The organism is Streptomyces rectiviolaceus (genome assembly GCF_039533825.1).
GTDB lineage: Bacteria > Actinomycetota > Actinomycetes > Streptomycetales > Streptomycetaceae > Streptomyces > Streptomyces rectiviolaceus.
The window spans coordinates 1-11,754 of sequence record NZ_BAAAUG010000205.1 but is presented as its reverse complement, the minus strand read 5'-3'; the positions used below and the strand labels follow the sequence as shown (position 1 = coordinate 11,754).

General features: G+C 72.2%; 13 protein-coding genes and 1 pseudogene. 6 read left to right on the top strand and 8 right to left on the bottom strand.

Annotated elements, in window-relative coordinates:
- From ABD378_RS40765 to ABD378_RS40740, 6 genes are all read right to left on the bottom strand, one after another.
- The coding region (locus ABD378_RS40765; protein WP_344529930.1) for a zf-HC2 domain-containing protein at positions 1-218 on the bottom strand (218 nt) is incomplete at its 3' end.
- Complete coding sequence (locus ABD378_RS40760) at positions 218-859, bottom strand: sigma-70 family RNA polymerase sigma factor (protein ID WP_344529928.1); 642 nt, start codon at positions 857-859, stop codon at positions 218-220. The genes ABD378_RS40760 and ABD378_RS40765, both read right to left, overlap by 1 nt.
- A 69-nt stretch (positions 860-928) precedes the next feature.
- Positions 929-1,975: an aminotransferase class V-fold PLP-dependent enzyme gene (locus ABD378_RS40755; protein ID WP_344529926.1), complete on the bottom strand. Its 1,047-nt coding sequence runs from the start codon at positions 1,973-1,975 to the stop codon at positions 929-931.
- Positions 1,976-2,066: 91 nt separating this feature from the next.
- On the bottom strand, positions 2,067-2,783 hold the full coding sequence (locus ABD378_RS40750; RefSeq protein ID WP_344529924.1) for a DsbA family oxidoreductase: 717 nt from the start codon (positions 2,781-2,783) through the stop codon (positions 2,067-2,069).
- Positions 2,784-2,860: 77 nt separating this feature from the next.
- Entirely contained in the window at positions 2,861-3,340 is a 480-nt protein-coding gene (locus tag ABD378_RS40745; RefSeq protein ID WP_344529936.1) for a GNAT family N-acetyltransferase, read from the bottom strand.
- 35 nt (positions 3,341-3,375) lie between these two features.
- Positions 3,376-4,407, bottom strand: a complete 1,032-nt coding sequence (locus ABD378_RS40740) for a GlxA family transcriptional regulator (protein WP_344529922.1) — start codon at positions 4,405-4,407, stop codon at positions 3,376-3,378.
- A gap of 71 nt (positions 4,408-4,478) precedes the next feature.
- Between ABD378_RS40740 and ABD378_RS40735 the strand changes: the two genes are divergently transcribed.
- Both ABD378_RS40735 and ABD378_RS40730 read left to right on the top strand, forming a co-directional pair.
- Entirely contained in the window at positions 4,479-5,879 is a 1,401-nt protein-coding gene (locus tag ABD378_RS40735; protein WP_386545561.1) for an MFS transporter, read from the top strand.
- A gap of 63 nt (positions 5,880-5,942) precedes the next feature.
- Positions 5,943-6,353: a hypothetical protein gene (locus tag ABD378_RS40730; protein WP_344529920.1), complete on the top strand. Its 411-nt coding sequence runs from the start codon at positions 5,943-5,945 to the stop codon at positions 6,351-6,353.
- A 62-nt stretch (positions 6,354-6,415) separates the two neighbouring features.
- Here ABD378_RS40730 and ABD378_RS40725 read toward each other — a convergent pair whose 3' ends face one another.
- Together ABD378_RS40725 and ABD378_RS40720 are read right to left on the bottom strand one after the other, a co-directional pair.
- A complete protein-coding gene (locus ABD378_RS40725) occupies positions 6,416-7,024 on the bottom strand; it encodes a DUF1349 domain-containing protein (RefSeq protein WP_344529918.1) in 609 nt (202 codons plus the stop codon).
- Positions 7,025-7,029: 5 nt separating this feature from the next.
- The gene (locus ABD378_RS40720; RefSeq protein ID WP_344529916.1) at positions 7,030-8,559 is read right to left on the bottom strand and encodes an aldehyde dehydrogenase (NADP(+)); all 1,530 of its coding nucleotides are present in this window, start codon (positions 8,557-8,559) and stop codon (positions 7,030-7,032) included.
- A 136-nt stretch (positions 8,560-8,695) separates the two neighbouring features.
- On the opposite strand from ABD378_RS40720, the gene ABD378_RS40715 reads away from it, so the two are divergent.
- The 4 genes and pseudogenes from ABD378_RS40715 to ABD378_RS40700 form a co-directional block, all read left to right on the top strand.
- On the top strand, positions 8,696-9,466 hold the full coding sequence (locus ABD378_RS40715; protein ID WP_344529914.1) for an IclR family transcriptional regulator: 771 nt from the start codon (positions 8,696-8,698) through the stop codon (positions 9,464-9,466).
- Between the two features lie 11 nt (positions 9,467-9,477).
- Positions 9,478-9,957, top strand: coding sequence for a GNAT family N-acetyltransferase (locus ABD378_RS40710; RefSeq protein ID WP_344529932.1), 480 nt, complete (start codon positions 9,478-9,480; stop codon positions 9,955-9,957).
- Positions 9,958-10,126: 169 nt separating this feature from the next.
- On the top strand, positions 10,127-11,134 hold the full coding sequence (locus ABD378_RS40705; RefSeq protein WP_344529912.1) for a hypothetical protein: 1,008 nt from the start codon (positions 10,127-10,129) through the stop codon (positions 11,132-11,134).
- Positions 11,131-11,754 (top strand): annotated as a pseudogene (locus ABD378_RS40700) (histidine kinase); the annotation flags it as partial. The gene ABD378_RS40705 and the pseudogene ABD378_RS40700, both read left to right, overlap by 4 nt.

Below are 11,754 nucleotides of genomic sequence, written 5' to 3'. Positions count from 1 at the left end.
CGCAGGGCGAGGGCGAGGCCCCGGTCGGCGGGGGCGGGCCCGATGGTGACGGGCGGGCCGTCCAGGTGCCGTACCGTCGCCCGCAGCCGCGTCGCCTCCGCCGCGCACGGCTCGCAGCCTGCGAGATGCGGGGCGACCGTCCGCTCGTCGCCCGGCATGAGCGCGCCGACGGCCCAGGCCCCGAGAAGTTCACGTACGGCTTCGTGATCCGTGGTCATCACGCGCCTCTTTCGCCTGGAGCGTCGGCAAGTGCCGGTGGGTCGGATGGGCTGGGCGGGTCGGATGGGTCGGGTTGGTCGGGTGGGTCTGTCAGGGCTTCTGCCAGTCTGCGTAGCGCCGCTCGTAATCGGGTTTTCGCCGTGCCCTCCGGGATGCCCAGTTCCACCGCCGCCTGGCGGTACGTACAGCCCGCGAAGTACGCGAGGTGCACCACCTGGCGCTGCGGGAGCGGGAGTCTCGCCAGCGCGGAGTGGAGGAGCAGGGAGCGTTCTCGTGCCATGACCACGTCTTCCGGGGGCGGATCCGGGGTGGGGATCGTGTGCAGGGTCGTGTCGTCGGCATGGGCGGCCTTGCGGTGACGCTCCTCGCCGCGTACCCAGTCCACCGCCCTCCGATGCGCCAGCATGCACAGCCAGGTGCGCAGACTGCCCCGCCGCGCGTCGAACGCGTAGGGCCTCGACCAGAGATGGGCGAAGACCTCCTGGGCGACGTCCTCCGCCGCTGCCGGACTGCGGGTGACGCGTCCCGCGACGCGGTGGACGAGAGCCGCGTACGTGTCGTAGGCCTCCGCGAGAGCCGTCTCGTCGCCGTACACCAGGCGCTGGTGCAGGTCGGAGTCCCGATATGGCTGCTCCGCCACTGACACCACCGCCTCGTGAGGCAACCCCGTCCTGCCTTCCTAGCGTCCCGCGGCCCGGCGCGCCAGGGTTCAGCCGGAGAGCACGTCGAGGATCCGGTCCACGTCCGCCTCGGTGTTGTACAGATGGAACGAGGCCCGCAGGTGCCCCGCCCGCCCCGCCGTGATGATCCCGGCCCGGCTCAACTCGGGCTCTCTGTGGGCGAGTCCGGGGACGGAGACGATGGGGGACGCGCCGGGCACCGGCTCGTGGCCGAGCTCCGCGAGCCCCGCGCGGTAGCGGGCCGCCAGCGCCGTGTCGTGGGCGTGGACCGTGTCGATGCCGGTCTCCTCCAGGTACGCGAGGGCCGCCGCCGCGCCGTGGTACGCGAGGAAGGCGGGGGGTTCGTCGAAGCGGTGGGCGTCGGGGGCCAGTTCCGAGAGCGGGCCGTAGGTGGAGTTCCAGGTGTCCGCCGCCGCGAGCCAGCCGCCGTGCAGCGGGACGAGGGACTCCTGCGCCTCCTCGCTCACCGTCAGGAACGACGTGCCGCGCGGGCAGAGCAGCCACTTGAAGGCGCCGGTGACGGTGTAGTCGTACAGACTCGCGTCGAAGGGCAGCCAACCCGCCGCCTGTGTCGCGTCGTTGAGGGTGCGGGCGCCATGGGCGGCGGCGGCCTCCCGTACCGCCGCGTCGTCGGCGATACGGCCGTCGGCCGACTGCACGACGGAGTACACGACGAGGGCCGTGGTGGGGCGGATCGCCTCGGCGAGGTCCTCGAGGGGCGCGTAGCGGAGCTTGAGGTCGCCGCGCACCACGAAGGGGTTGATGATCGAGCTGAAGTCCCCCTCGGGGAAGAGGACTTCGGATCCTGGGCGCTGCGAGGCGGCGATCAGTCCGGCGTGGACGGCGACCGAGCCGCCGTTGGCCACGCGCGCGTGCGGCACGCCGACGAGCCGCGCGAAGGACTCGCGGGCGGCCTGCACGATCCCGAAGTCGCCCGAGCCGCCGCGTCGGCCCGCGCCGTTCTCGGCCGCGAGGCCCTGGATCGCCTCGACGGCGCGGGTCGGCAGCAGGCCGCAGCTCGCCGTGTTCAGATACGTCGACGTGGGCGCGAACTCGGCGCCATTGATGATCCCCATGGGACCAACTCTCGCGCCCGTCCGCGCCCACGTCCATCGCCGATGTGTGGAGGCGACCGGTAAGTGACGCTTACGCGTCGTCGCCTCAGGCTCAGGCCTGCGGAACCGCGCAGCCGTCGGGGCCGCAGGCATCGCCGTCGCCGCCGTCCGCGAGCGTGGTGAGCGGCGAGCGGTTGCCCCACGCCTGCTCCAGGGCCTGTGTGAAGACGTCGGCGGGCTGGGCGCCGGAGACGCCGTACTTGCGGTCGAGGACGAAGAACGGCACGCCGTTCGCGCCGAGCTCGGCGGCCTCGCGCTCGTCGGCGCGTACGTCGTCGGCGTAGCGGGACGGGTCGGCGAGCACCGCGCGGGCGTCGTCCGCGCCGAGACCGGCCGCGACCGCGAGCTCCACGAGCCGCTCGTCGTCGTCGAAGACGGAGCGCTCCTCGGCGAAGTTGGCCCGGTAGAGCAGGCCGAGCAGTTCGTCCTGCCTGCCCTGCTCCTTGGCGAAATGCAGGAGGCGGTGCATGTCGAAGGTGCTGCCGTGGTCGCGGCCCTCGGTGAGGTAGTCGAGGCCTTCGGACGAGGCGTTCACGCCGAGGTTCCGCTCGGCCTCCTGGGCCTGCTCCTCGCTCATGCCGTACTTCTTGGCGAGCATCGGGATCACGAGCCCGCTGTCGCCCTTGGCGCGCGAGGGGTCGAGCTCGAAGGAGCGGTGCACCACCTCGACGTCGTCGCGGTGCGGGAAGGCGGCGAGTGCCTTCTCGAAGCGGGCCTTGCCCACGTAGCACCAGGGGCAGGCGATGTCGCTCCAGATCTCGACGCGCATGTGACTAGCTCTCTTCAGGTCGAACGGCAGTGCGGAGGGTCCCTCCGGTCAGTTGAAGAACGTACGACCTGCCTCGCTCATTCCCCGGCCGTCAGGGACAGCCGCATCCGCAGGTGAGTACCCGCGCCCTCGCCCGGACCCGCCGGCTGCCAGCCGTGGCGGACGTAGAAGGCCTGGGCGCGCCGGTTCTCCTGGTGGACGTCCAGGGTGGCCGCCCGGATGCCGTCGGCCCGCCACTCCTCCACGCACGCGGCGTGCAGGGCCGCGCCCACCCCCGCGCGCCAGTGGTCGGGGTCGACGTGGAACTGGAAGAGCGCCACGGTGTCCGGCGCCTCGCCATCGGGTGTACGGAAGGACGCGACGCCCACGATCCGGCCCTCGCGGACCGCGCACAGCACATGCCCTTCACGGCGCTCGACGGCTCCCCGCCACATCGCCGTCCCGTCGACACCTTCGTCCGGCAGCCCCTCGGGGTAGTACGTGGCGCGGGCGCGTGCGTGCAGGGCCGCGAGGGCCGGGGCGTCGGCGGTGAGGGCGGTGCGTATGACGGTCGGCATCACGGTCCGCATCGTCGTGGGGAGAGCTGAGTGGATCACGCTGCGATAGACGTGTTCCGGCCGCCTTGAGTTCCGATGCGGCTGAACTGGGCGCGGTAGGCGCTCGGCGTGAGCCCGGTGCGGCGCACCAGGTGGCCGCGGAGCGAGTCGGCGGTGCCGAGCCCGCAGGCCTGCGCCACCCGGTCCATGGAGAGCGACGTCGTCTCCAGGAGCTCCTTGGCCCGCTCGACGCGCTGGTGAAGCAGCCACTGCAGCGGGCTCACCCCGCTCTCCGCGTGGAAGCGCCGGGTGAGGGTGCGCACGCTGACGCCCGCCTGCCGGGCGAGGTCGGTGAGCGTGAGCGGTTCGTCGAGGTGGCGCATGGCCCAGCCCCGGGTGTCGGCGCAGGCATTGCCGCGCTCGGGCGGGAGCGGGGTCTGGGTGAACTGGGTCTGGCCGCCGGGCCGTACGGGGGCGACGAGCGCGGCCCTGGCCACCTGGTTGGCGACGGCCGCTCCGTAGTCGGTGCGGATGATGTGCAGGCACAGGTCGATCCCCGCGGCGTACCCGGAGGACGTCATGACCTGTCCGTCCTCCACGTAGAGGACGTCTCCCTTGAGGTCGAGCGCCGGATAGCGGCTGCGCAGCTCCTCGGCGAGCTGCCAGTACGTGGTCGCGCTGCGCCCGTCGAGCAGTCCCGCCTCCGCGAGCACGAAGGCGCCGCTGCAGATGGAGGCGATGCGCCGGCCGGCGTCGGCGGCCTCGCGGACGGCGGCGACGGTCCGCGGGTGCGGTTCGTAGCGGTGTCCGGTGCCCGCGACGAGGACGGTGTCGGCGTCACGTACGGCGTCGAGCCCGTGCTCCACCTGGAGGCTGAGCCCGCCGGTGGTGGCGACGGTGCCGGGCTGCGGGGTGCAGACGACCATCTCGTAGCCGGGTCCGCCCGCCACCTCGACCTTTTCGAAGAGCAGCTCGGGGATCGCGAGGTTGAACATCGACACAGGTGAGGGCGCGATGACGGCGACGCGGTGCGGCCGGTGGGCGAACTTCGCGGACTTCACGGACTTCACGGACTTCGGGCGGGCCATGGCCAGAACCTCCGGATGTATGGCATTCAGGCCACTACTGTAGCCGCGCCGCCGTCAGCAGAATCATGGGCATGGCAACGAACTCCCTCACCGAAGGCTCCCGCCCCACAGGGCGATTGACGCGGCGGGCACCCCACCCCGGGCCCGGCGGCGACAAGCGCCGGACATCCCCCGGCCTCACACTCACGGCCGCCATGCTCGGCCTCGCCCTGATCACGCTCGACGCCTCCGTCGTGAACGTGGCGCTGCCCGCGATCGGCGACTCCCTGGGCGGCGGCATGTCCGGGCTCCAGTGGGTCGTGGACGCCTACACCCTCGCCTTCGCCGCCCTGATGCTCTCCACCGGCGCGCTCTCCGACCGGATCGGCGCGACCCGGGCGTACGCGATCGGCATCACGGTGTTCACGCTCGCCTCGGTGGCGTGCGGCCTCGCGCCGTCGCTGCCCGTGCTGATCGGCGCGCGGGGGGTGCAGGGCGTGGCGGCCGCGGTGGTCCTGCCCGCCTCGCTCTCCCTCGTGCGCCAGGCCTACTCGGACGCGGCCGGGCGGGCGCGTGCGGTGGCCATGTGGGCGGCGGGTGGTTCGGTGGCGGTGGCGCTCGGTCCGGTCACGGGCGGCGCGCTGACCACCGCGTGGGACTGGAGCGGCATCTTCTTCATCAACGTCCCGCTGGGCGCGGTGGCGCTGGTCCTGCTGCTGCGGGCACCACGCTCGGAGCGGCGGCCCGCGCCCCTGGACGTGCCGGGGCAGTTGCTCGCGGTCCTGACGCTGACGGCCCTGACCTTCGCTGTCATCGAGGGCGGCACGACGGGCCTGGCCGCCCTGGTCGTCGCGGTGGCGGCGGGTGCGGTGTTCCTGCGGACGGAGGCGCGGCAGGCGCATCCGGTGGTGCCGTTGGCTCTCTTCCGCGACCGGACGGTCACGATCACCGTCGCGGCCGGGGCCGCGTGCAGCGTCGCTTTCTACGGCCTGATCTTCGTCTTCAGCCTCTTCTTCCAGGAGGTGCAGGGGCGTTCGGCGCTGTGGGCCGGGCTGATGTTCCTGCCGATGACGGGCCTCATCGCGGTGACGAACATCTTCGCCGGGAAGCTGGCGGCGCGGGTGGGTCCGCGGATCCCGATGCTGGCGGGGCAGTCACTTGCCGTGCTGGGTCTGCTGGCGCTGCTGTTCGCCGACGCGGGGACGCCCGCGCTGGGCCTGGCGTTCCTCATGGTGCCGCTGGCCCTGGGATGCGCGCTGACGATCCCGCCGCTCACCGCGGCGATGATGGACGCCGTTCCCGCCGACCGTGCGGGTCTCGCCGCGGGGGTCCTCAACTCGGCCCGGCAGGTGGCCGGGGGCCTGGGGATCGCGGCCTTCGGGGGCCTGGTCGCGGGGGACTTCGTCTCCGGGATGCGGATCAGCCTGCTGATCGCCGCGGCACTCCTTGCGGCCTCGGGGGTGGCGACGCTGGGGCTGCGGCGGGGACGTTGAGCTTCTGAAATAGGGTCATCTCATGTTGCATACGCTTTTTGTGGTGCGTCCATGGTGATCGTCATGAAACGGACCCTGTCCGCACTCGGCCTTGCCGCTGTCGTCCTGTTGTCGGGATGCAGCGCCGAGGGCGATGCACCGTGGACGAAGGATCCGCAGGACAACGGCCCTCCGACAGCCACCGCCCCCGTGTCCAGGTCGGCGGCCGAACTGGCCGCCAGGTACCGCGCGGCGGGAGGGGACCGGGGGGTGTATGGGATCAGCCACGCGAAGACCAAGGACGACGTTCTTGAACTGACCGTGCGGACCCACAAGAAGAACGGCTACGAGCAGTTCGACGACTTCGCCACCGACCTGGCGGCCTTCCTGGCCGGAGAAGGCGTCCGTCTCGAAGAGGGCTACGTACTCGACGTGTACGGCCCTGACGGAGTTCGACTGCACAACTACAGCACCACAGTGGAGGACAACCCGTGACGCGCGGGCCGTTCACCTCGAACGCCCGGAGGGGCTGATGTCTCAGCCCCTCCGGCGAGGTATTAAGAGCCGTCCCTGAGCCCCCGGGGCCAGTTCGGGCGGAACTCGATCCCGTCGTACGTCACCACGCACCCCTCCCCCACAGGGGACTGCGCCATGAAGCCCACCAGCGCCGCGCCCGCCGTCTTCTCCTCCCCGAGGGAGAAGATCCGGACGAACGTCCACCGCTTGCCGTCCGGGGACGCGTGGAACGCGAACGCCGAGCCGGTGCGGCTGATCCGGAGCCAGACGCTGCTGCCGTCCACCACGAAGGCGTTCGAGTCGTCGGAGCGGCCGCGGGTGACGACCGTGCAGACCGTCGCCTCGTCCGGCGACCGCTCCAGGCAGAGCTTCGCCCACTCCCGGTCGCCCACGTGCAGGTACAGCACGCCCGCGTCGAACGCCGCCGCGAAGCCGACCGTCACACGGGCGATCAGCTGGAAGTCCCCCTCGGGCGCGCCGAGGAGACGAGGCGCGTCCGACGCGGGGTCAAGCGCCTCGCCCGTCGGCGGCACGAAGCGGTCCTGCCGGGCGCCCGCCCAGCCGGTGAGCACCCCGCCCTCGTACGACCAGTTTCCGTCGGGGCCGTACGAGCGCAGGGAGAAGGGCAGTTCGGGGATATTGACGTCCATGGGCGTCAGTGTTCCAGGCGCCCGTCGTAGCGCCGCGGCAGCCCCAGCGGGTTGTCGTCCCGCAGCTCGGGCGGGAGCAGCGCGGCAGGCGTGTTCTGGTACGCGACGGGACGCAGCCAGCGCTCGATCGCCGTACCGCCCACGGAGGTGGAGGTGGACGTCGTCGCGGGGTACGGCCCGCCGTGGTGCTGCGCGGGCGCCACCGCGACCCCGGTCGGCCAGCCGTTGACCAGCACGCGCCCGGCCAGCGGCGTCAGTTCGGCGATCAGCGCGCCCCCGCGCCCCTCGCCCGCCACCTCCTCCGCGGACAGCTGCACCGTGGCCGTGAGGTTGCCGGGCAGCCGGGTGAGCACGGAGGTGATCTCCGCGTCGTCCTCGTAGCGCGCGACGACCGTCACCGGACCGAAGCACTCCTCCAGGAGCAGGTCGTGCTCACCGGCCTCGGCGAGCTTCGCCGCCGGGACCGTCAGGAAGCCCGCGCTCACCGTGTGCTCACTGCCCGCGCCCGGCGTCACCGGCGCGTCCACGTCCGGCAGTTCGCCCCGCTCGCGCACGCCCGCCACGAAGTTGTCCCGCATCCGGTGGTCGAGGAGCACCCCGGCCTCCGTGTCGCTGACCGCTTCCGTGAGGGACTTGACGAACCGGTCGCCGCCCGCGCCGGCCGGGGCGAAGACCAGGCCCGGCTTGACGCAGAACTGGCCGACGCCGAGCGTCATGGAGCCCGCGAGGCCCGCTCCGATCTCCTCGGCGCGCTCGACCGCCGCGGCCTCGGTCACGACGACCGGGTTGAGGGAGCCGAGCTCGCCGTGGAAGGGGATCGGCACGGGGCGGGCCGCCGCCGCGTCGAAGAGGGCGCGGCCGCCGCGGATCGAGCCGGTGAAGCCCGCGCCGGAGACGAGCGGGTGCTTGACGAGCTCGACTCCCGCCTCGAAGCCGTGCACGAGACCGACGACGCCCTCAGGGATGCCGTGCAGGGCCGCGGCCCGCCGCAGCGTCGACGCCACAAGCTCGGAGGTGGCCGGGTGGTCCGGGTGGGCCTTGACGACCACGGGGCAGCCCGCCGCGAGCGCGCTCGCGGTGTCGCCGCCGGGGACGGAGAAGGCGAAGGGGAAGTTGGACGCGGAGTAGACGGCCACGACGCCCAGCGGGATCTTGTAGCGCCGCAGGTCCGGGATGGGCGGGGTCGCGCTGCTGTCGGGGTGGTCGATGACGACGCCGAGGAAGCCGCCCTCGTCGACCACGTCCGCGAAGGCCCGCAACTGGTAGCAGGTGCGGGCGAGTTCGCCGGTGAGCCGGACGGGACCGAGCGCGGTCTCCGCGTCCGCGGCCTCCACCAGGTGATCCTTCGCCCCGTCGAGCAGTTCGGCCGCGGAGCGCAGGAAGGCGGTGCGTACGGTGCGGTCGGCGAGGGCGTCCTTGGCGGCCAGCGCGGCGCGTACCGCCTGATCCACCTCTTGGGCTGTGGCTTCGACCGCAACCTGTTCGCGCTGCTTCCCGGTTCGGGGGTCGACACTCCAGACTGGTGCTGCTGCCACCGCGGGCTCCTCCAGAGGTGATGCCACAGATGTGCTGCCACCCACCTGGGCTGTTCGATATGCTGAACGCTGTCTCCGATGATGAATAGCGGAGACTTCGGAGACTATTTCTCGTCGAACTAAGGGGTCAAGGGCGATGTCGGCTGGCGAGACTGGCGGGGCACAGGTCAAGTCCGCGGTGCGGACGGTGGAGTTGCTCGAATACTTCGCGGGACGCCCCGGAATGCACTCTTTGGCCGCCGTCCAGGAAGCCGTCGGGTACCCCAAATCCAGCCTCTACATGCTCCTTCGTACGCTGGTGGAGCTGGGCTGGGTGGAGACCGACGCGACAGGCACGCGGTACGGCATCGGGGTGCGGGCCCTCCTTGTCGGCACCTCGTACATCGACGGCGACGAGGTGGTGGCGGCGGCCCGTCCGACGCTCGACCGCCTCTCGGACGACACCACGGAGACGATCCACCTGGCGCGCCTGGACGGCACGAACGTCGTCTACCTCGCCACGCGCCAGTCGCAGCACTACCTGCGGCCCTTCACGCGCGTCGGCCGCCGCCTGCCTGCGCACTCGACGTCCCTGGGCAAGGCGCTGCTCGCCACCCACACCGACGAGCAGGTCCGCAAGATGCTCCCGGAGACGCTGCCCGCGCTGACCGAGCACACGATCACCGACCGCGAGAAGCTGATCGAGGAGCTGCGGACGGTCCGTGAGCAGGGCTTCGCGGTCGACCGCGAGGAGAACACGCTCGGTCTGCGCTGCTTCGGAGTCGCGATCCCGTACCGCACGCCCGCGCGGGACGCGATCAGCTGCTCCGTGCCGGTGGCGCGGCTGACGCCCGCGCACGAACAGATGGTGAAGGACGCGTTGTTCGACGCGCGGGACCGACTGTCACTGGCGACTCGTAGGCTTTGAGCATGGTCAGCATCGATGTCAGTCTGCGCCCGGTCCACGACAGCGATCTCCCGGTCTTCTACCGGCAGATGAACGACCCCGAGTCGAATCACGTCGCCGCGTTCACCTCGCCGAAGGCGGCGGACTGGACGCTCTTCGAGACCCACTGGAAGGGACTTCGCGAATCGGCGGACGTCGTCGCCCGCACGGTCCTCGCGGACGGCGACGTGGTGGGCAGCGCGGCGGTGTACGGGGAGCCGGGCGAGCGGGAGGTCACGTACTGGATCGACCGGGCGTACTGGGGCCGCGGCCTTGCCACGGCCGCCTTGCGGGGGCTCCTTGCGGAGGTGCCGGAGCGTCCGCTCTACGCCCGGGCGGCGGCGGACAACGCGGGGTCCCTGCGGGTGCTGGAGAAGTGTGGCTTCCGGGTCACCGCCCGGGCCAGCGGGTTCGCGCATGCGCGCGGGGCGGAGATAGCCGAGGACGTCCTCGTGCTGGAGGCTGAGGTCTAGGGGGGCGGGGCTGGCGCGGGGGCCTTGGGCACCGTCATCACCGGCTTCGCCGAGTTCGTCCTCAAACGCCGGACGGGCTGGAAATCCAGCCCGCCCTCCCCCGCACGGCGGACCCAGATCATCGCCACGCAGGACGTGCCCCTCGCCTCGCCCCGGGAGCGTAGGGACCATGAGCCAGACACTCGTCCCCGTCACGGCCCCGGCGGCAGCCCTCCGCGCCCTCGCGATCCTCGCCGCCCTCCCCTACCTCTCCCTCAAGATCGCCTGGATCGCGGGGAGTCACATCGGCATCCCCGAGGGCAGCAGCCTCCTCGAGCACCGCACCACCATGATCTTCGCCAACGGCCTCACCCTGCTGATGGACGCGAGCGTCATCCTCCTCGCGCTGCTCCTGACCCGCCCCTGGGGCCTGCGGACCCCCGCATGGCTGCTCGTGTTCCCCATGTGGGCCGCCACCGGGCTGCTGACGCCGATCATGGCCGGGTTCCCGCTCCAGCTCGTGGTCAGGGCGCTCGGCGGCAGCGTCTACCGCCCCTCGGCGGAGGACGGCAGCGGCAGCGGCGCCTTTCTCGACGAGTGGGTATTCGGCGTCGTCTACGGCGGCTTCATCCTCCAAGGCCTGGCTCTCGGCGCCCTGTTCGTCCTCTACGCACGGGACCGCTGGGGCCACATATGGCGGGGCCGCGTCTGGGATCTGCCCCGCGCCACCGCCCGCCGGAGCCTTCAGCGGGGCACCGCCATCGCCGCCGCCCTCCTGGCCGTCGCCCCCGCGACCCTGAACCTCCTCTGGGTCACCGGTTCCACCTTCGGCCTCAGCGAGGCGCGGACCGAGGAACGTACGACCGACTTCTACGTCCTCGAGGCCCTGGACCTGCTCTACCTCGCCGCAGCCGTGGCCGGCGGGCTGCTCATCGCCTTCCGGTGGGTTCCCGCGCTGCCCGTCAAGGTGCCGCTCGCCCTCGCGTGGCTCGGCTCGGGCGCGGTCGCCTGCTGGGGCGGCTGGCTGCTGTTCGCCTCGCTCGGCGGCAGCGACGACATCGCCGAGCAGCCGACGGCGCTCATGATCCTGACCTACGCTGTGCGGATGATCGTCGGGACGCTTGTGGTCACCCTCGGGGTGCGCTTCTTCAAGGAGCGGGCGGGCGCGGCCGACCGGGAACCGCGGCACTACGCGTGAAGCCCTTCGCAGCAGCACTGACAGCCCTGTTCGGGCGGCGGGCGCGGCGCCGGTGGATCCATCTGATCCTCGGCGGCGCGCTCGCCATGCCGTACGTCTTCGTGGGCTCCGTCATCGTCGGGCCGCTGCTCGGCGAGGACAACGTCTTCGGCTCGTTCACCTCCCAACTCGGCGCCTTCGCCGTGGGGTTGCCGCTCGCCGCGATCACCGCGCTCTTCCCGCTCACCCGGCCCATGTCGGTGGCCGCCGTGCGCGCGCTGTGCGACGTGCGGGGTGACGCGCTCGCCGACGGGCCCGCACGGTCCCGGCAGGCGCGCGGGCGCACCGTCGGGTGGTTCACGCTGCACCTCGGGTTCGGCGGGATCATCAGCGGAATGTCCCTCGCGCTGCCGCCGTTCGCGGCGGTGCTCATCGCGCTGCCGTTCGCCGCGGTGCTGCGCGGCAGCCGGATGGGAATGCCCGAAGTCTTCGGCGAGGGCTGGATGTTGGCGCTCGCCCCCGTCATCGGGATCCTCTCCCTCGTCGCGCTCGCGGGGTGCGCGGCGGCGGCCGGGGGCCTGCTCGCGCGCTGGGCGCCGGACCTCCTTGGGCCCTCGCCCGCCGACCGGCTGGCGGCGGCC